Origin of the sequence: Alteromonas sp. KC3 (assembly GCF_016756315.1) — a bacterium.
Classification (GTDB): Bacteria; Pseudomonadota; Gammaproteobacteria; order Enterobacterales; family Alteromonadaceae; genus Alteromonas.
The window spans coordinates 3,967,322-3,987,621 of record NZ_AP024235.1 but is presented as its reverse complement, the minus strand read 5'-3'; the positions used below and the strand labels follow the sequence as shown (position 1 = coordinate 3,987,621).

The following is a 20,300-nucleotide window of genomic DNA, read 5'->3' as shown; positions in this document are numbered from 1 at the left end:
AAGTGAACACATATGTAAAGTTAGGAGTAAAACAAGAAGGAGTCAATTAAGTGAAGATTAGCTTGCATTTGCGTTGCTAAGCCCCATGATAATTCTTAAATCAAAGTAAGCGTGGATATTTTATGACGACACCAGCAATTGAATTGGTAGATGGACTACCTATTTTTTCTTCTATTACACCGGTCTCTATTAAGCCCGCTATAGAAAAAGCCATTGAAGCGTGCAAAAACGAAATTGAAGAGGTAGTGGCGTCAAACGACTACTCATACAAAAACGTGGTTCTGCGATTAGAAGAAGTTGATGATCGCTTGGGGAAAATGTTTTCGCCTGTATCACATATGAATAGCGTTGTTAGTAGTGATGAATTGCGTGAAGCACATGATGCATGCTTGCCGCTACTTTCAGAGTACGGCACTTGGGTTGGACAACACGAAGGGCTGTACAACGCCTATGTCGCGTTAAAAGAATCTGATGAATTCAGTGCACTGTCACAAGAGCAGCAAAAAGTCGTTGAAAACGCAATTCGCGATTTCACACTATCGGGCGTAGCATTACCCAAAGAGAAGAAAAAGCGATTTGCCCAAATTCAGGCAAAATTGAGCGAGTTGTCTTCTACGTTTTCTAATAACGTCATGGATGCCACTATGGGCTGGACAAAGCATGTCACCGACCAAAGTGACCTTGCTGGCATGCCTGAGTCTGCGTTAGAGGCGGCTGCACAAGCGGCGCACCAAAAGGACTTACAAGGCTACTTGTTCACCCTTGATATCCCCTCTTACTTACCCGTGATGTTGTACGCCGACAATCGCGATTTACGTGAAGAGATGTACCGCGCATATGCTACCAAAGCGTCAGAGCAGGGGCCTAATGCGGGTAAGTGGGACAACACGGATATTATTAAAGAAACACTAGTGCTTCGTACAGAGCTTGCAGAGCTATTGGGTTTTGATACATATGCAGAGCGCTCCTTGGCCACCAAAATGGCTGATTCGACTGAGCAAGTCGTAGGCTTTCTTCGCGATTTAGCGAACCGTTCTAAACCACAAGCCGAGCGCGAATTAAAAGAGGTTGAAGCATACGCTAAAGACAAGCACGGCGTATCAGAATTAGCAGCCTGGGATATTCCGTATTACAGCGAAAAGTTAAAGCAAGAAAAGTACACCATTTCTGATGAAATGCTTCGCCCTTACTTCCCTGAAGATAAAGTACTTTCAGGTTTGTTTGAAGTTGTACACCGCTTGTATGGCCTGAAGGTTATCGAGCAACCTGGTGTGGACACATGGCACAAGGATGTACGCTATTTTACTATTACTGATGATGCAGACGTAATGCGCGGCAGTTTCTATCTTGATTTATACGCGCGTGCCAAAAAGCGTGGCGGTGCTTGGATGGACGAATGCCGTGTACGTCGTGAAATGCAAAGTGGCGAACTTCAACTACCTGTTGCTTATCTCACGTGTAATTTTAACGCCCCTGTAGGCGACAAACCTGCATTGTTTACCCACGACGAAGTGGTGACATTATTCCATGAGTTTGGCCATGGCATTCATCACATGCTGACCAAAATGAAGGCAGCTGGTGTATCTGGTATTAATGGTGTGCCATGGGATGCCGTAGAGCTACCTAGTCAATTCTTGGAGAACTGGTGCTGGGAAGAAGATGCGCTGAATTTCATTTCAGGTCATTTCGAAACAGGTGAACCGCTTCCTGCTGATTTACTTGAGCGTATGTTGGCAGCCAGAGACTATCAATCTGCAATGCAAATGGTGCGTCAGTTGGAATTCAGTTTGTTCGATTTCTTGCTGCACAGCGAGAAAGGCAGTGACGTTGATGTACAAGGCACGTTGGATAACGTGCGTGAAGAAGTCGCAGTGGTTACACCACCGTCTTTTAATCGTTTTCAAAATAGCTTCGGACACATATTTGCCGGTGGTTATGCCGCGGGTTACTACAGTTACAAATGGGCTGAAGTGTTGTCGGCTGATGCCTATAGTAAATTTGAAGAAGACGGTATTTTTAATCGAGAGACGGGCCAAGCATTTCTTGAAAATATTCTTGAAATGGGAGGCAGTAAGCCACCGATGGAGCTGTTTGTTGCGTTTAGGGGGCGAGAGCCTAAAGTCGATGCATTACTTCGCCATAGCGGTATAAAGGGCTAGGTGTACATGGCAGAGTCTTTTGAATCTATTTACCGCAGAGCGTGTGAACGCAAAGGTGGTGAGAAGGTGCTTGAAGCTATGCTTCAGGCGCCGCTGACTAAAGATGAAATTGAAGCGATTAGTGACGATCGCTTCTTAGCTGCAATGACCAAGAAGGTATTTCAATCTGGTTTTGTCTGGCGTGTTATTGAACAGAAATGGACCGATTTTGAAACCGTTTTTTTCGGGTTTGATATCGACAAAGTTTTGCTAATGCCTGATGAAATGCTTGAGCAAAAAGCAACAGATAAGCGCATTGTTCGAAACTACAAAAAAGTGATGACGGTGAGAGATAACGCCATCATGATTAAAGATGTAGCAAGAGAGCACGGCAGTTTTGGTAAGTTTGTCGCAAGCTTTGATGCAAGCAATATCACCAGTTTATGGGAGTTTCTCAAAAAGCGTGGTGCACGGCTAGGTGGAAACACTGGCCCTTATATGTTGCGTTCATTGGGTATAGATACGTTTTTGTTTTCGCGTGACGTTGAAGATTATCTGCGCAAGCACGACATTATTGATGGTGGGCTGACGTCCAAAAAATCGCTTGCTGCAGCGAATAACGCGTTCGCCACATGGCAAAAAGAAAGCGGACGTTCGCTACAAGAGATAAGCGCCATTGTTGCATTTAGTTGGGGCACCAATAATCGAGTAAACTAACTTGCTCGATTAATGCTGTCTTGGGGTTTAAAGCTTTTGCTTACCACTACAATCCGATACACTTCGGCTTTAAGACATTATTCATAGAACAGGACTGTCATGAGCGACAATCAGACTCCCACTTCGCAAACGGGTTCAGCACAAGAGCAAACGACGCACTTTGGTTATAAACAAGTTGATAAGGGGCAAAAAGCATCACTTGTTGCCAATGTCTTCGATTCGGTTGCAGCTAAATATGACGTGATGAATGACCTTATGTCGATGGGCGTACACCGTTTGTGGAAACGTTTCACGATTGATTGCAGTGGCGTACGTTCAGGCAACAAAGTGTTGGATATTGCTGGTGGAACTGGCGATCTAACCGCTAAGTTTTCTCGTTTAGTGGGGCCAACGGGCCGCGTCACCCTAGCTGATATCAACTTGTCGATGCTAAAAGTTGGGCGCGACAAATTACGCGACCGCGGCCTTGTAAGTAATATCGATTATGTTCAGGCTGACGCAGAAGCATTGCCGTTTCCAGACAATCACTTCGATGTTGTTACTATGGCTTTTGGCCTTCGAAACGTTACCGAAAAGCAAAACGCGCTAAATTCTATATACCGTGTGCTTAAACCGGGCGGCCGATTGTTGGTTTTAGAGTTTTCAAAGCCAACTTCTGAACAGCTTAGTAAAGTGTATGATATTTATTCATTCCATATCTTGCCTAAGATGGGGCAACTAGTTGCAAATGATGCTGAAAGTTACCAATACCTTGCCGAAAGTATTCGTATGCACCCAGATCAAGAAACATTAAAGGGTATGTTTGAAGAAGCTGGCTTTGAGCAATGCGACTACCAAAACTTAACGGGGGGTATTGTGGCCCTGCATAGAGGTTATAAGTTTTAATGCCGACCTCAGCCCTTGTTGCGGCATCCATTGAAAAAGCCATCAATAGAGTACTTTCGCTGGATGAGGATAGCGAAAAGCGATTAAAGGCATTATCGGGAGCGAGACTGACTGCGTTTGTTTCGCCATTGCCCTATGGCATCACTTTGTCGTTTTCAGATAGGGTTGACGTACTGACCGAGCAAGGCACGTTTGAAGAAGTCGTTGCAACGCTTGGCGCAAAAGATTGCTGCATAAAAACCTCTCTTAACACCTTGCCTGAACTTAAAGAGACAAGCCAGTTAACTCGCCTTATCCAGCAAAAAGCACTGTTTTTAGAGGGCGAGCTCAATGTAGCCCAGCAAGTAAGTGCGCTTTTTCAGCAACTCGATATTGATGTAGAAGAATTGCTCGCGAAAAAAACCAATGATGTGTTTGCACACCAAACCGTTAAGGTTGCAAAAACACTGCATGAAAAATCGTTACAAGCGTTATCCTCGTTGGGAAGAGTGGTAGGTAATGCGGTAGTTGAAGAGAAGCAACTCGCCGCCCATAAACTCGCCGTTATGCACTTTAGCGATGAAGTAAATGCACTGCGCGACAGTACCGACGGTCTTGAAGCAAGATTACGTCGTTTAGAAGAAAAAATTAAGTAATATAGACAGGGCCTTTGATGCGTATTGTAAGGTTATACCGAATTAATAAGGTATTGTTGGAACACGGACTCGATGAGCTTATTCCTTCAAAGTGGTTGCCTTGGTACGCACGTGCTATGCGCCACAGTATTTTCTGGGTGCGCAACAAGCACAAGGGTAAATCTGCTGGCGAGCGTATTACATTAGCGCTACAAAGCTTAGGTCCAGTATTTATTAAATTTGGGCAAATGCTGTCGACTCGCCGCGACCTGCTTCCTCCAGCCATTGCCAATGAACTAGCACGTCTTCAAGATAAAGTTGCCCCGTTTTCCTCAGAAGCTGCGCAAGACATTGTTAAGCAGGCGCTGGGTATTACTCATTTAAGCGAGCTCTTTAGCGAGTTTGATGAAGCGCCATTGGCGTCGGCTTCTATTGCGCAAGTGCACGCTGCCAAGCTTAAACAGAATAACGAAGATGTTGTGGTCAAAGTACTTAGGCCAGATATCCGCGACACCATAGTTGCCGATATGGAATTACTATTTAGTTTGGCTAATGTATTGCAGCGCTGGTTACCGGATGGTAAACGACTGCGCCCTGTCGAAGTGGTCGTTGAATACCGCAAAACCATAGTGGACGAGCTTGATTTATTGCGAGAGTCGGCAAACGGTATTCAGTTAGGGCGTAACTTCGAGGGCTCAGATGCACTCTACGTCCCCAAAATCTATAGCGACTATTGTCGTAGTAACGTGTTAGTTATGGAGCGTATTTACGGATTGCCTATTTCAAACATCGACGCGTTGCTTGCACAAAATACTAATATGAAAAAATTGGCCGAACGCGGCGTTGAAGTGTTTTTCACGCAGGTGTTCAGAGACAGCTTTTTTCACGCCGATATGCACCCCGGCAACATATTTGTATCAACAGAAAGCCCTGAAAACCCCAAATATATTGCTATCGACTTTGGGATCGTGGGTACGCTTAATCGCGAAGACAAACGCTATCTCGCTGAGAATTTTATCGCATTTTTTAATCGTGATTACCGAAAGGTAGCGCAGTTGCATGCCGACTCGGGCTGGGTGCCACAAGATACCAATATCGACGAGTTCGAAATGGCTATTCGCACCGTCTGCGAACCTATTTTCCAAAAGCCACTGGCAGAAATTTCATTTGGTAATGTGCTGCTTCAACTGTTCAATACCGCCCGTCGATTCAACATGGTTGTGCAACCCCAGCTAGTACTATTGCAAAAAACGTTGCTTTACATTGAAGGGCTGGGACGACAGCTATATCCGCAGCTTGACCTGTGGAAAACGGCTAAACCTTTTTTAGAGAACTGGATGAAAGAGCAGATTGGCTTTACTGCCATGATGAGCAAGGTAAAAGATAACCTGCCATTTTGGTCTGAAAAACTGCCTGAGATGCCTGATTTGCTGTACGACAGCCTACAGCAGATGAAAAAAATGCCGCTACAGCAACAACGAGCGCACGCCGCTTTACTATTGGCGCAAAAGAAAACAACTCAGACCACTCACTATAGCGTGGTGGGTGCCACTTTTGTATTAATGTCGGCTATATTACCAATTTACGATATATCGTGGTATTTCCCTGCATTTACAGGCTTGATCGGTGCTGCTTGCTGGTTCATGGCGTGGCGAAACGGGCGCTAAGCTTTGTTACGCTGCGGTGAAATATTTATGAAATCCGCAGTTTAGCAATTAATTTGTATATTAATCGTCCCGAAGAGTGTTATAGTGTTCTTGGCTTTTGGCCAAAGTCTTTAAATAGACGCGATTTTGTATTATTTGCTATATGTTAAACCACTCGAGTTACCCGGTAATTTGTTGTAAGTTGTTTGTCCATTCGTAAGTAAGACCCAATACTCCGCCAATTTGAAGACTCAAAAGAAACTAAGTTACACGCGCTTATGCGCAATTTAATACGATATTTGAGGTCTATACGACATGTCTAAAGTTACAGGCACAGTTAAGTGGTTCAACGCTGATAAAGGTTACGGTTTTTTAACTCAAGATAACGGCGGTAAGGACGTATTCGTTCATTTCCGTGCGATCATCTCTGACGGTTACAAAACGCTTCCAGAAGGTCAGCGAGTAGAATTTGAAGTTGAAGAAGGTCAAAAAGGTCTTCAAGCTGCTAACGTGCAAGCTATCTAAGAATTCAAAAACGGCGGTCAATTGACCGCCGTTTTTCTTTCTTATCCCCTCATTTATTTCTTACCAACTAGCAACGTCTCTGTGTTGCTAACGTTATCGGTTTAATGCTTTACTAGGTGTGCTATCTCATGTCTTCGAGTTGCATTGCTTGTAGGGAGAATAACGTGTCTATTCGAAAATTATTTTTATTGTTGTGTGTTGCAACATCGATGTGCTTTGGTTTTGCTTGGGCACAAGAAGATGATGTTCAAGATGAGCAGATACTCGCGGTAGTTCTAGGAGAGCCAATTACTGTGGCGTCGGTTCTACCAAGTGAAGCAGAGCGCAAGACAATGCGTGACAAAGCAAAAGAAAAATACAGTGCACTTCTTGATTACAAAATACAGATGGCGACATTTGATAACGTGCTCGAGCGCATTATTCTGGACTATGCCAAGCGTAACAGTATTGTTGCAGACCCTGACCTAACACAGCAGTTTGAAAACAAGTTCGGCGGTGAATTTGCGCGTAATCAAAAAGAAGGGACCAGCAAAAGCATTCAAGAGATTGCCAAGCTGGAAGTGATCAAGTTCTTGGTGGAAAAAGCCCTGTATGCTGAGTTTGGAGGCCGTGTTATTTTCAGGCAGTCTAACCCTCAAATGCCCGTAGACGCCTACCGTACACTTCTTGCCCAATACAAAGAAAATAAACAGCTTACTTTTGACGATGAGTCTCTTGAAACGGCATTTTGGGATGGCTTTTCCGAACCGTTCCAGTATGAAATACCTGTTGAAAACGTTAGCTTCAATAAACCGTGGTGGCTGTAAGCGGTGAAGAATAATGTACTTGATAATACTGATCGCGCCATTTTATCGCTGCTTCAGCAAAATGCTGAAACACCAGTAGCTGACATCGCCGAGAAGGTAGGACTCACCGTAACACCCTGCTGGCGACGTATTCAAAAGTTAGAAGAGAAAGGCATTATTTCTCGTCGTGTTGCTTTGCTCCAAGCGCGCTTGTTAGGACTTACCATGACGGTATTCGTGCAGGTTAAAGCCGGCAAACACGACGGTAAATGGTTAGCTGCATTTGCCAAGCATGCTGCCTCATTTGATGAAGTTGTTGAATGTTATCGCATGTCTGGAGAATATGATTATTTACTAAAAGTTCTCGTGACAGACATGGACTGTTTCGACCATTTCTATAAGCGTTTAGTAAATGGTGTTGAATTTTCCGACGTTACTTCAAGCTTTGCCATGGAGCAAATAAAATACACAACAGCCGTGCCTCTCAATCACCTTTAAGCAAAGACACAGACCCCGACCGATCAAGGCTAGCCTAAGATAAATACATCTCTATGAAAGAAAAAAGACTTGAAGACGGTCTATTTTTGTTCAATGTTTATTATACAAACCTGATTCGTTACTACGGGTGCCTTCGATAACTTTACTCAGTACTGTGCAAACAGCGTTAGCCTGACTGCTTGTTAGCAACAATAGGAGTGAAGGTAAGCATGCCCCAAAACAGAAGGGAAGAGCATGTTTAACACCATAAAGCAGAGAATTTTACTGGGGTACGCCCTAGTTATAACGGTGGCAGTATTAGCGGCGTTTGTGCTTACAAAAAACAATAATCGCGTTGAGACATTGGTTGATACTTATGTTTCACAAACGCTTCCTTCACTTAGCGCGATAAACGAAATACAAAGCGGCAGCAAAGAACTCGTCTTAATTGCTTACTCTTTATATGGCACCACGTTAGACACCACGCAGTTTGACAAGCGCAAGAAGCAAATCGTGAATGGGGTTTCAGCGCAATTTTCAGCTCTATCGAGTGCCGGGGCAAGCGGTGCACAGCAACAGTTCGAAAAGCTCACTAAAGCGATATCAGCACTTCAGGCTACCATGTCTGCATCGTCAGTAAGCTGGGACACCGCTCGTGACAATTTGGCCGATATAACACAGGCATCGAGTGCCCTTAATTCTCAAATGAGTGAGGTGAGAAAGGCCGTAGAGCAAGCCGCTAATACGCGAACCATGGCAATCTCATCTGAACTCAATACCAGTGAGTGGATCATTGTTGCTCTTGTTGTCTTATTACTGATAGTGACAATTGTTGGCTACGCGCTGTCTAAATTGCACATTGCCAACCCCATTGAAGCAATGGCAGCAAAGCTTAACGAACTAGCTAACTCACGTCGCCTAGCAACCCACTTACCACAACAGCAGCTAGCTGAACTTGATGCCATCACGCGAAGTGTACAGGGTTTGTTAAATGTATTTTTGAAAGGGATGCAGGATCTGCAAGTTGCAGTGAACAACCTGAACCATTCGTCGACTGCACTTAATGATGCTACAGGTCATTCTGCAAGCGCAATTAGCAGTTTTCAGGGAGACATTAAACAGCTCGTGAGTGTCATGGATACGTTATCCGGTGAGATGGAGCAAAGCTTACACCTTTCAAAGCAAGCCGCTAATGAAGCGCAAATTAGTGCAGAGCAAGTTGCGCAAGGGCGCGATGATGTAGAAGCTACTGCTAAAGCCATAACTGACCTTACGCAGGATATCGACAAAACCGCGTCAACATTAGACCGACTGCAAAACGATGGCAAGAATGTCTCTAGTGTAGTGTCCACAATTGCTGAAATTGCCGATCAAACCAATTTATTGGCTCTTAATGCCGCTATTGAAGCTGCGCGCGCGGGTGAGTCTGGACGCGGATTTGCAGTCGTAGCCGATGAAGTAAGAACACTTGCCTCTCGCACCCATCAATCGACAGTGGAAATAAATACCATGCTTGAGACGATAGTGGAGTCGATTAAAGCATCGGTTAGAACCATGACATCAAATAAAGATAAGGCACATAATGCACTTGCTATGGCTAACGATTTGGTTGCCACTTTAGAGAGCGGACGACAAAGTATTTTATCATTGGTTAAAGTGAGTAATGATGCCTCAGATTTAGTTCAGCACGCTAGAGAGCAGGTGACGCTGGCACGGGAAGGCGTGCTTGATTTTCAAATGCTAGGTGACAACGTAAAGGCTGCCAACAATCATGTAAATACAGAAGCGCGAAGTTTGGCAGGGTTAGCGACCGAGCTACAATCGAATGTGAATACGTTCAAACTAACGTAATGCACTGTTCTTTACTATCTCAATAACGGCACAAAAAAATGGGGCCTTTTTTACAGGCCCCAATCAAATTAATGTGTTTGGTCTTCAACGTGCTGTTCTGCGAATATCTTGGATTTCTTTTTGATTTTACATCCTAGGATACGCTGCGCATTCTTACGGCCGATGTAATGTGCGACCGTATAGGGGTGGGCGCGTTTGAAGAACCTTGAAAATGAGTGAAATACATTTTCCATATTTTGGCTCCTTCTTAATAAAATTACCCCAAATGAAATATAGTATTATTACACTTTAATGTCAATGTGGTATTTCAAGCTGATTCATTATTTTTTTAGACTAAAGTATAGATTTTGGATCACTTTTATCTCTTAGCGAGTGCGACAGAACGAACTAAAACGAACTAAGAGTGAGTAAAGCGCAGAGAACTTTTGGAGTATAAGTAAATAGTAGTCGGCAATTGAAAGTCAGGCCAATGATTAACATTAATGCTCATCATCAGTTAAAAAGAAGTTCGATGTTGCGGCCTCAAAAACAAGGCCGCAGAGGTTAACATTACGCTAGTAATAAGAGAGCTTTTCAGATTTACCCGAAAATATTTTGTATACCATTGCGGTATACGCCAGTATCACAGGAACAACTATGACCACCCCCACCAACAAGAAACGCAACGAACTCGCATCACTTAGAGCATAGGAGATGGTCATATGCCCAGGGATAATAAATGGGTAATAACTGATTCCAAATGCTGCAAAACAGAGCAAAAACACTAAAAGCGCGATAAAGAAGGGTAGCCATTCACCTTTGCCGTTAGATTCAGGGAGCCTTTTAAGCAGTATGCCGCACAATATCAGCAGCGCAAAGCACGCCGTCGGTATGGCAAATAGTACATACCCCCAAGGAGCAGATAACCACAATTCTCTAACATCGTCGTGTAGAGTTAAATTTGCAATACTTACGGCCACTATACCGGCAGCAAGAACATATAACCCTTTGCGTGCCCAGTAATAGGCTTTCTGCTGCAACTCACCTTCTGATTTAAGAATTAACCAGCAGGCGCCAATGAAGGCGTAAGCCGCGGTAACACCAAAGGCCGCAAGCAGCGCAAAACCCTGTGCCCATATGTCTGTACGAAGCCCTGTCACATAGATACCAAGCATATAGCCTTGGGCTAGGGTGGTAAGTAATGAACCGTATTTAAACGCCATGTCCCACTTTCGTTTTTTCACTTGTACAACCTTAGCGCGAAAATCGAATGAGACACCTCGTAAAATAAGACCTAACAACATAAATGTTGCAGGTAAATACAGTGTTTGTAGCACCTCACTGTGGGCTTCAGGAAAAGCGATAAGTAAAAGACCAATAGCTAAAACCAACCAGGTTTCATTGGCGTCCCAATAAGGGCCAATTGACGCAATCATATCGTCGCGAAACGATTCCGTTCTCGGGGGAATTAATACGCCTACCCCTAAGTCGTAACCGTCTAAAATGGCATAAAGTAATACCGATAAACCCAGTAAGCCTATGTAAATATTGCCTAGCATTTCTGCCGATACATTCTCAAACATGTTAGTTCCTTATACCGTTGCTGGGTCTGGGTTCGTAGGTTGCATTTTCGCTTTTGCGATTTCACGCTCTTCAGTCGTGATCTCTTCAATCTCTACCGCACGTCGACACATCAGCATTAAGGTTCCCATGTACGCCACGAGCAATACCGAATAAATAACCACATATAGGGTAAATGACAGCGCAATGTTGCTGGGTGGCAACTGCGTAACGGCATCACTTGTTTTTAAGACGCCACTGACAAGGTAAGGCTGACGACCTATTTCAGTGACATACCAACCCGCAAGTGTGGCAACCCATCCGCTAAATGCCATACCCGCAAAAGTGCGCTTAAGCCAAGTGGGGAGCGGCTTATTGCGTAGTAAGTAAACACTACCAACCCATGAAACAAGTAACATCAGCATGCCCATACCGACCATAACGCGAAAGCCGAAGAATACAGGCGCAACGGGAGGATGCTCTCCTTCAAATTCGTTTAAGCCTTTTATCTTGCCTTTTAGTTCGTGAGTCAGTATTAAGCTTGCTCCATAAGGAATAGGCACTTCAAAGTGGTTCTCCTTCGCATTCTCATCGGGAATGGCAAACAAAAGCAAAGGCGCGCCTTCAGTTGTTTCCCATAAGCCTTCCATCGCTGCGACTTTCTGAGGCTGGTGTTCAAGGGTATTTAAACCATGCATATCACCTGCAAATATTTGCAAAGGAATAAGCACAGCAGCAGTATAAGTGGCCGTTTTGAGTGCTAGTTTTGGCGCTAGCTTATTATCGCCCTTAAGCATTCTGTAGGCTGAAAGCCCCGCAATTAAGAAGCTAGCGGTAAGGCCTGATGCCAGCATCATGTGTACAAAGCGGTAAGGAAATGAAGGGTTGAAAATAATCTCTTTCCAATTGGTGGCATACACCACGCCGTCGATGACCTCATAGCCCTGCGGCGTTTGCATCCAACTATTCAGTGCCAATATCCAAAACGCTGACGTTGTCGTACCAATAGCAACAATCAATGTTGAAGCGGTATGCAGCCAATTAGGCACGCGGCGAATACCAAAAAGCATAATACCGAGAAAGGTCGCTTCCAAGAAAAAGGCGGTAAGTACTTCGTAGCCAAGTAATGGACCTGCCACATTGCCCACTTTTTCCATAAATCCCGGCCAGTTAGTGCCAAATTGAAATGACATGGTTACGCCACTTACAACACCTAGGGCGAAACTTAATGCGAACACACGGACCCAAAATCGGTACATGCGCATCCAAACGGGATGACCAGACAGGTTAGAGCGCATTTTGAAATAAAACAAAAACCATCCCATCGCCATAGTGATGGTTGGGAAGAGAATATGAAAACTAATATTTAACGCAAATTGTAATCGAGACAGCAAGAATGCATCCACAGAAGGCCCCCTTAGTTAACGCTGTTTTTCCCCGGAAGAAGCTTATCCTTAAGCTCAAGCATGCGGCCTACACCAGCGCCAAGCTTCATCAACGTATTTAGCTTTTCAGGCCCAAGATTCTGAAGTTCTTCAGACCATGCCGTAATTGATTCGAGTAAATCGTGAATTTCGTTCAGTTTATCTTGCGCATTGGCTTCTTTTTCATTTGCTGGCGTGTCGAGAAGAAGGTCGCGCAGCAAACTCATAGTAGGGTCGATTTCTCGTTTTCTTCGCTCTTCAAAAACGCGATTAGCCAATGTCCATATATCACCGGCTGGAACAAAGAATTCTTTGCGTTCACCGGGGACCAGGTGCTGTTTTACTAAGCGCCACGACTGCAATTCTTTGAGGCCCATACTAGTATTCCCACGAGAAATATTCAGTGCGTCAGCAATTTCCTGTGCTGAAATGGGCTCCTCATTCAGCACAATAAGCGCCAATATTTGCCCAACAGTGCGATTAAAACCCCATCGGCTACCCATTTCCCCAAAGTGCATAACCGCAGACGTGATAAGCGGAGTCATCTTCATATTTTTTACCTGCTGAAGTTTCAGAAATTACTGAAAGTTTATAATGTGGTTTGATTTAGATCAACATTTATTGTCTTAGTTGTGGATTCTCATGAAGGTTGATAGATCTTCTCTCAATCTCACTCATGGTGATAAGACTCACATTAGGTGGGTTTGGATTACTGGGGTGAGTTGATCAAATTTGCTTGAAAGGCTGATATGTACGCAAATGGTATCTGCCGAAATCATTTTGAACGCTATAAAGGCTAAAAATAAATTGAATATGTGTGCCAATATTAAAAACGCGTTGGCACATCACTGAGACGTAGCATAGTTTCGGTTCCTCTCAATAGTGTAGAGAAGGGTTTTTGTCGAGGCAGTATTTCGCCAAAAAAACAATAACTTATTTGCGCAGTCAACAAAAGCTCATTGGTGTCGCAAGACAGCTAAATTAAAGGCGGAGAAAGACGCTAGGCTATGAATCACTAGCACAGCGATTTAATCAATTTTATGCGGTAAAAAATCAACAGAAAGCTTTCAACTAGAATACTGCAAAATTTAAACGTCAAGGCACAATGAGTTGCAATTAACGATCCGACTCTGAAGGGCTCTAAATAGCTTGATGTCAAAGCTCTCCGGTGATTTTGTACGCGATCACAAACGGTATTTGATACCAAATTTAAGTACGCTTCCAAGATCTCCTGTATCCGAAAAAGATGCATCAAAAAACACTTTATTTATAGGGTTCCATTCAAGCCCGAACAAAATATCTATGGCGCTTTCTTCGCGCTTACTGATCAAAGAACCGGCGCCAGAGAATAGTAGCGAAACATCAGCGTAAACAAGTCCACCGTAAACCGAAAATGATTGAGTTACATTAAACCCCATACGAATGTCTTGACTGAAGAACGAATCTAGTTTGATTTCATCGATATCGCTTTCAAAATCTGAAAAACTAAATATACCTTGTTCACTATCAGAATGCAGTAGAATAGAGCTCTGAGTTGAAACATAAAATTGCTCGTTGATCGGATAATGATACCCTCCCTGTAAAAGAAGAATATTGGATGAAAACTCATCGGACAAAATATAATCGTCTTTCAAAACCGCATAGTCTAAACCAATAGACCAATCCGCTAAGGAAAGCGGCGAGACGAACAGACAAATAAGTGGAATAAACTTTTTTTTCATGAGATTACCTTCAACTGTACAAAAAAACGCCGCCAGTCTAGAGGTAAATGGACCCTATGTGCATACACATTTTTGCATAGCATCTATGTTAATTTATGCGTTAACGGGCTGCAGTTTTACTTTTACAATCTTGTGAGAGTTAGCAATGTAAATTGAGTGCCACTATGAATACAGATGGACAGACGTTCTGGAATAAACACGCGAAAAGTTATGCTGTGAAACCTATAAAAGACATGCACGCCTATGAAAAAAAATTGGAACGAACACGTCATTATCTGACTTCCAAATCATGTGTACTAGAGCTCGGATGTGGTTCAGGAATGACAGCATTATCCCATTCGGAACATGCTGGCTATGTGATTGCGACTGACTACTCACAGCAAATGATTGAGATTGCACGACGAAGAGTAACTGAGAAGCAGCAGACCAACATTAGATTCATTCAACAGGATGCCGTTTCAGCATGTTCCATAGGATCTTTTGATATGGTGCTAGCACTTAATTTAATTCACCTCCTAGACAACCGTGGGAATTTGCTAGAGGAAATTTACAAAACAGTTAAACCTGGCGGTATTTTTGTTTCATCAACACATTGCTTTGCAGATAGAACTCCGTACCTAATATACTTTTTCAACGCAATTTCAAAAATATTCCGAAAAATACCTTACATTCATGTTTTTAGCGCTTCTCAATGGGTAGATGAGCTAACTACCGCTGGATTCAAAATACTTGAAAGTTGGCGCAGTCCGTCCGACAAAAGTATGTTCATCGTATGTCAAAAGGCGTCTATGTAGGAACAGTCAGCGAATAACAATGCCCGCTGTGGTTTCAATTTTATTAGACGCAATAGACAATTCAAGCAAAGCCAGCTAGCATGATTTTCATAGTCGCGGATTAAATGCATCACTCATTATTGTTCAAGGGTTAAAAATGGAATGGAGAGATGTTTCATTTGATTGGAATCAAATTAAAACTCTTCTGGCTGTTTATGAGTCAGGCTCCTTTTCTGCCGCCTCCGAACTACTAAAGCAATCCCAACCAACGCTTAGCAGACAAATATCTGCACTGGAGGAACAACTAGGAATTCTGATCTTTGAAAGAAGCTCGCGCAAACTGGTGATTACAGAAGGCGGGCGTGCTTTAATTGACATGGCTGTGGCCATGCGTGAAGCAGCATTTGGAATATCTATTAAAGTGTCCGAACAGAAAAAGAGTTCTTATGGCAGAGTGAGCATTTCGGCTAGTATCGCTTTGTGTACCTACCATCTGCCGGGATTTGTTGAACAAATAAGAGAGAAATTTCCTGAACTTTCTGTAGATGTGCATGCGTCTGATGGCACTGCGGATTTGATAGGAAACCAAGCTAACATTGCTATTCGTCATGTAGAACCAAAAGACCAAGACCTAGTAGTTCGTCGCGCAGCTGGTGTGAGCGCAGGATTATTTGCGCGCGCCGATATTGCAGAGAGTTACGAACTCTGCATAGCAGACAACAAATTCGCTGATCTTCCATTTGTGGGATATGGCAACGTAGATGCCTCTTTAATGTATTATGCGAACGTTGGACTGCAACTGAGTGAACAGAATATCGCGTGCACCTCTAATGTTGGTGTTTTTGGATTTGAAGCGATCAAACGCGGTATTGGAGCTGGGCTAATGGATAACATAACAGCAAGCTTTTGGCCGGAGTTGGTTGAGATACCGCTTCCGAACGGAAACTTTACCGTGCCCACATGGTTGGTAACAACGCGCGCGCTCTACAGTACTAAACGAATAAAGCTTGTTTTCGATTTCTTTGCCGAACTTCTGATTGAATCAAAACTTTGAGATTAAACCTGAGTCAGATTAATCCGCTTTTATGCGGGAGTTCCAACATAAAAAAACGCATGAGAATTATACGTTAATAGACATAATCTCTCCCCAATAAATTCATTAAAATGCCCTTTTGACTTAGGGAGTATTTAATGAACAATTCAATTAATCAAAAACTGCAATTTTCATCGCTTTGGGTATTCGTTCTATTCAACACGCTTTTTCGAGACATCCACGAGTTTCTTCGACCAGGTGTAATCGAAAACATGAATTTAGGACTTTCCAATGGGGTGCAAGTATCTGAGTACACACTTTTTATCGCCGCTTTCGTACTGCAAATGCCGCTGCTGATGTTTGTATTGCCGTTTTTTCTAAGACTTAGAAATTACTGCAAGCTAAGTATTTTTGTTGGCATTACAACTTTTGCTGGAATTTGGTTTGAGTCTCCCCACGATATGGATGATTGGGCATTTGCCGCGTTCAAAAGTCTGACTATTGCGTTTATTCTTTATGGGAATATCAAATTATTAATTAGACGAGAAGATTGAGTGTTTTGGGGGCTGAAATAAGATAAGCGTGTGATAACACCACACGCTAAAGACCAATGTTTGGTCTCACCTACCTGGAGGCGTCAAAATGAGTATCCACTTGCCTACAAAAGTCTGCAAACATGCGACCCAAATAATATAGGATAAAGTCATAATACTTATAAATGTATGCACAATCACATGAATTTTCATTTCGAGTGACAGAAATAGAAAACCCAAAGAAATTACTGAGACAAAAAAGCTACTGATTGCATTTGCATTGGTTGAACATAACCTGCTCGCTATACTCATCCCAAGCTGCAAATAAAGCAAGAGGTTAAAAGTATCATTCATTAGGCTAATTGCCATGCTCTCAATATTGAATGTTGAGTGGGGCGTCAAAAGCGTAAAACCTATTATATGGTTTACTGCCGCCACTATCCAAAGTGTAGATAACAAAGACTTCTCATCTACTTTATTAAAAAAAATCACACTTCTACGCCCCAATTTAGTTATCGAGGGACGATTTTATGATCAAATTCATTTTTGAATAATCGCTAAAGGTGTATATAAGTTATGCATAAATGCATGGAGGAACACAAGTAGAACGATATTGTGATCACCATAGTATTGACATGGCTACCATTCCCCCTAGACTTTTTGTCCAAACACTATTGGCTGAACCCCCTTAGAATGAAAATGAAACGCGACCCTATTGATATCATTCCCTATCAGGAAATTTGGCTTAAACAATTTGAACAGGCAAAAAAAGATCTAAGCTTCGCCTTGGGCACACTAGCTGTTTGCATCGAGCATATTGGTTCTACCGCCATTCAAAATATGCCGTCCAAAGATCGCATTGATATTCAAATCGGCGTAAAAGAAGTTTCAGATGAGGTTTGCGAAGTAATCAACGCTGCCTTACAAGACTTTGGTTTCTCAAGCGCTTATCTAAGTGAAGATCACCTGCCGCCAAGCGAATCTGATGAAAATGAATGGAAAAAAATTTACTTACAGGGGGTAACTCATCGATGGCGCTTTAAAGCGAACATTCATATTCGAAGAGTAGGTGCTAAAAATTATAAATATGCGCTGTTATTCAGAGATTTTCTGAGAAATCATCCTGAATCGGCGACAGCCTATGCCAGATTGAAGCAGTCGTTATCTAAGCACACTAGATTTGATAGAGACGCTTACTGTGAAATCAAAGATCCAGTGTGTGACTTGATTATGATAAATGCACGGATTTGGGAAAAGTCCCAAAGCCAGGCTTAAGTCTTTAAATGCGCGTTTTAATCCTTCAAAAACGCGTATTCATCTATTTTCTACTTAACCCAGACCAATTATCGATAAGGTAGTGAGACCTAAGAGATTGCTATTAAAAAGCAATTCTACTAATTGCCTACGTGGAGTAACGGATGCGCTATATTACGTTTGGGATTTTCCTTACCATCTTGGTTAGTGCCTCAAAAACTAACGCCAATGAGTCGCACGATATTTATAATTCACAAAGCCAAAGCGCATTTAGTAATGTATCTCGACATGTCATAGAGTCGCACAGTCTGAAGGGGAAGCGGACAATTGATGTTTCACTACCGGTCAATTATTTGGAAACTGGCTCTAAGGTTACATACCCGCTTATTGTTGTTCTAGATGGCGAATTGCTGTTTCACAGTGTTTCTGGATTTGCACAATTTCAAGCGATGAACAGTCAAATGCCAGAGGCGATTGTTGTGGGCATTCAAAATGCACCTGATACCAGAAGAGACATGACCCCTAAACCCATAAACGCTAACGGTGATCCTTTGTGGTTTGGTGGAAAAGAAGATCAATACCTATCGTTCATTCAACATGAGGTTCTCCCTTTTCTGGAAGAGAACTACCGAATAGCGAACTTCAAAGTGCTCATAGGACTGTCTCCTTCTGCAAGTTTTACCTTACATAGCTTCTGGAAACAGCCACATCTTTTTTCTGGTTACATAGTCATTAATCAAGCGGACTTTAAAGCGGTTGGTTACGGTAAAGAAACAATCTTTGACAAAGTAATAGAGTCGGTAAGGCAGCAGCCAGAAGACAAGCGATATCTATATATATCAATGCCGGAAGGTGGCGCGGCTCGTAACCCTAAGATTGTGGATGACTACGAAAAGCTAGAAAGAGCATTGTCGCCATATTTGCCCCAAAAGGTCTCGTTCAAATGGGAATTAATCGACAAGCAGTCCTATGCGGCGGTTTTGCCAGCAATAATGTCAGGGTTTGAACTTATCTTTCCTGCTCAGAGATGGGATGTTAACTATCGCAATTTTGTTGCTGGGGAAAATGGCGCCACGCTTCGTAATATTAAAGCTCACTTTTCTGAGTTGAGTGAGCAATATGGCTTTATGGCGCTTCCCAAGGGTGAAAGATTTTACAATCGAAATCGCTTAAAACGCATAGTGTACGTTTTAATAAATGAAGAACGCTACACTGAGGCTGAAGCCATTGTGCAGTATTGGCTGTCTTTGTATCCCCACTCTGGTAATGCTTATGACACACTTGCTGATTTGTATTTGGCCAAAGGCGAAAAGGATATGGCGCTAAAACATCGTAAGAAAGCGCTGGAATTAGCCCGAAGAAATAACGATCACAGAGTGATGATTTTTGAAGAGGCTTTGAACAACCTTAAATCTACAAAGAAATAAGTTAATTAAGCACGTGTTTTCATCGCTTTGTGTTTATGGTTTCGCTTACGCAGAAAGCGCCAGCCTCTTATGACAATCACTTTCTCTTCGTATGGTTTGTGATACCTTTGTTTCATTTGGCATACCTAATGGGGCAAAGTTAACTTTTTTTGTTCAACCTGACCGCTATAGTTGCGATTCTGCTACTGAGGTCGACCCAATGCATATTCATACACAACTCTCTTACCGAGAACATGCTCGGGCCTATAAGGATATGGCACAGTTTATCGTTGAAAACCCAGCTATCAGTGTTGGACTAGGGCTATTGTCCTACCTGATATGTAACATACCGTTTGAGCTATTTGCCCTTAAGATGACGGCTTATATCGCACTAATTTCGCTTGTAGTGTGTGTGGTTACCACTAAATTCAGAACGGGGTCATTAAGCGGCGTATTGTCTGAGCTTTCCTTACAACAGTCGCTGTTTCTTCCCGTTTTAATTGGCTGCTTTGCTTTAAGCATGGTGGGAATGGGGGTTGCGGGTTGGATAACACAAGCCTTGCAGCAGGTGGGGGCAGCAAGTATGCCCATTAACAATATGCAATTTGGCGCAATGGAGGCAATAAGCGTAGTGCTAGCAGGGGTGTTAGTTTTTGTTACTCAGATAATGCCGTACGTTTTAGCCCATTTTTGTAAAGGCTTGAGCCTTTCCCGCCATCAAGGGGAGCAGATTTGGTACGCGTTACTAAAACACTGGAAAAACGGTGTATCTTATACGCCTATTGCGCTTATTAGTGGCATGGTATTTACAAGCGGGGTCGATGCTTCTGGGTATATTGTTACATTAGCGTCACTGTATTCTACATTTTTGCTTTTTATTGTATTTAACGTGCACAAAGCCGAAAAACAACAGTCAATGAATATGGCCTTTACGCCAACCTAGTTCTAAAAAGTATTGCAGAGGCAGGTACATCGCCTC

General features: G+C 42.9%; 19 protein-coding genes. 15 read left to right on the top strand and 4 right to left on the bottom strand.

The window, feature by feature from the left end; translation table 11 throughout:
• The first annotated feature begins 122 nt into the window (after nt 1-122).
• The 9 genes from prlC (at nt 123) to JN178_RS17545 (ending at nt 9,638) form a co-directional block, all read left to right on the top strand.
• Nucleotides 123-2,159 carry an oligopeptidase A gene (prlC, locus tag JN178_RS17585; protein WP_202262634.1) on the top strand — a complete coding sequence of 679 codons (2,037 nt, stop codon included), beginning with the start codon at nt 123-125 and terminating at the stop codon, nt 2,157-2,159.
• Nucleotides 2,160-2,165: 6 nt separating this feature from the next.
• Nucleotides 2,166-2,855, top strand: coding sequence for a DNA-3-methyladenine glycosylase I (locus JN178_RS17580; protein ID WP_202262633.1), 690 nt, complete (start codon nt 2,166-2,168; stop codon nt 2,853-2,855).
• A 99-nt stretch (nt 2,856-2,954) separates the two neighbouring features.
• The gene (gene ubiE / locus JN178_RS17575; protein WP_202262632.1) at nt 2,955-3,740 is read left to right on the top strand and encodes a bifunctional demethylmenaquinone methyltransferase/2-methoxy-6-polyprenyl-1,4-benzoquinol methylase UbiE; all 786 of its coding nucleotides are present in this window, start codon (nt 2,955-2,957) and stop codon (nt 3,738-3,740) included.
• Complete coding sequence (locus tag JN178_RS17570) at nt 3,740-4,375, top strand: ubiquinone biosynthesis accessory factor UbiJ (protein WP_202262631.1); 636 nt, start codon at nt 3,740-3,742, stop codon at nt 4,373-4,375. The genes ubiE and JN178_RS17570 overlap by 1 nt, the downstream gene beginning before the upstream one ends.
• Nucleotides 4,376-4,392: 17 nt before the next feature.
• Entirely contained in the window at nt 4,393-6,021 is a 1,629-nt protein-coding gene (gene ubiB / locus JN178_RS17565; protein ID WP_202262630.1) for a ubiquinone biosynthesis regulatory protein kinase UbiB, read from the top strand.
• Nucleotides 6,022-6,315: 294 nt separating this feature from the next.
• On the top strand, nt 6,316-6,525 hold the full coding sequence (cspE, locus tag JN178_RS17560) for a transcription antiterminator/RNA stability regulator CspE (RefSeq protein WP_012519905.1): 210 nt from the start codon (nt 6,316-6,318) through the stop codon (nt 6,523-6,525).
• 164 nt (nt 6,526-6,689) lie between these two features.
• Entirely contained in the window at nt 6,690-7,331 is a 642-nt protein-coding gene (locus tag JN178_RS17555; RefSeq protein ID WP_202262629.1) for a hypothetical protein, read from the top strand.
• Nucleotides 7,332-7,334: 3 nt separating this feature from the next.
• On the top strand, nt 7,335-7,808 hold the full coding sequence (locus tag JN178_RS17550; RefSeq protein ID WP_202262628.1) for an Lrp/AsnC family transcriptional regulator: 474 nt from the start codon (nt 7,335-7,337) through the stop codon (nt 7,806-7,808).
• A 234-nt stretch (nt 7,809-8,042) separates the two neighbouring features.
• The gene (locus JN178_RS17545; RefSeq protein WP_202262627.1) at nt 8,043-9,638 is read left to right on the top strand and encodes a methyl-accepting chemotaxis protein; all 1,596 of its coding nucleotides are present in this window, start codon (nt 8,043-8,045) and stop codon (nt 9,636-9,638) included.
• 554 nt (nt 9,639-10,192) lie between these two features.
• On the opposite strand, the gene JN178_RS17540 is transcribed toward JN178_RS17545, so the two are convergent.
• From JN178_RS17540 to JN178_RS17525, 4 genes are all read right to left on the bottom strand, one after another.
• The gene (locus JN178_RS17540) at nt 10,193-11,200 is read right to left on the bottom strand and encodes a cytochrome d ubiquinol oxidase subunit II (RefSeq protein ID WP_202262626.1); all 1,008 of its coding nucleotides are present in this window, start codon (nt 11,198-11,200) and stop codon (nt 10,193-10,195) included.
• Between the two features lie 9 nt (nt 11,201-11,209).
• Nucleotides 11,210-12,583, bottom strand: a complete 1,374-nt coding sequence (locus JN178_RS17535; protein WP_202262625.1) for a cytochrome ubiquinol oxidase subunit I — start codon at nt 12,581-12,583, stop codon at nt 11,210-11,212.
• 11 nt (nt 12,584-12,594) lie between these two features.
• A complete protein-coding gene (locus tag JN178_RS17530; protein WP_159627473.1) occupies nt 12,595-13,152 on the bottom strand; it encodes a GbsR/MarR family transcriptional regulator in 558 nt (185 codons plus the stop codon).
• Nucleotides 13,153-13,785: 633 nt separating this feature from the next.
• Nucleotides 13,786-14,322, bottom strand: a complete 537-nt coding sequence (locus tag JN178_RS17525; RefSeq protein ID WP_202262624.1) for a hypothetical protein — start codon at nt 14,320-14,322, stop codon at nt 13,786-13,788.
• Nucleotides 14,323-14,486: 164 nt separating this feature from the next.
• On the opposite strand from JN178_RS17525, the gene JN178_RS17520 reads away from it, so the two are divergent.
• The 6 genes from JN178_RS17520 (at nt 14,487) to JN178_RS17495 (ending at nt 20,264) form a co-directional block, all read left to right on the top strand.
• The gene (locus JN178_RS17520; protein WP_202262623.1) at nt 14,487-15,116 is read left to right on the top strand and encodes a class I SAM-dependent methyltransferase; all 630 of its coding nucleotides are present in this window, start codon (nt 14,487-14,489) and stop codon (nt 15,114-15,116) included.
• Nucleotides 15,117-15,252: 136 nt separating this feature from the next.
• Complete coding sequence (locus tag JN178_RS17515) at nt 15,253-16,149, top strand: LysR family transcriptional regulator (RefSeq protein WP_202262622.1); 897 nt, start codon at nt 15,253-15,255, stop codon at nt 16,147-16,149.
• A gap of 137 nt (nt 16,150-16,286) precedes the next feature.
• Nucleotides 16,287-16,682: a DUF6326 family protein gene (locus tag JN178_RS17510; RefSeq protein ID WP_202262621.1), complete on the top strand. Its 396-nt coding sequence runs from the start codon at nt 16,287-16,289 to the stop codon at nt 16,680-16,682.
• 678 nt (nt 16,683-17,360) lie between these two features.
• Nucleotides 17,361-17,936 carry a GrpB family protein gene (locus JN178_RS17505; RefSeq protein WP_202262620.1) on the top strand — a complete coding sequence of 192 codons (576 nt, stop codon included), beginning with the start codon at nt 17,361-17,363 and terminating at the stop codon, nt 17,934-17,936.
• Nucleotides 17,937-18,079: 143 nt separating this feature from the next.
• On the top strand, nt 18,080-19,342 hold the full coding sequence (locus tag JN178_RS17500) for an alpha/beta hydrolase-fold protein (protein WP_202262619.1): 1,263 nt from the start codon (nt 18,080-18,082) through the stop codon (nt 19,340-19,342).
• 199 nt (nt 19,343-19,541) lie between these two features.
• Entirely contained in the window at nt 19,542-20,264 is a 723-nt protein-coding gene (locus tag JN178_RS17495; RefSeq protein ID WP_202262618.1) for a hypothetical protein, read from the top strand.
• Nucleotides 20,265-20,300 lie beyond the last annotated feature (36 nt).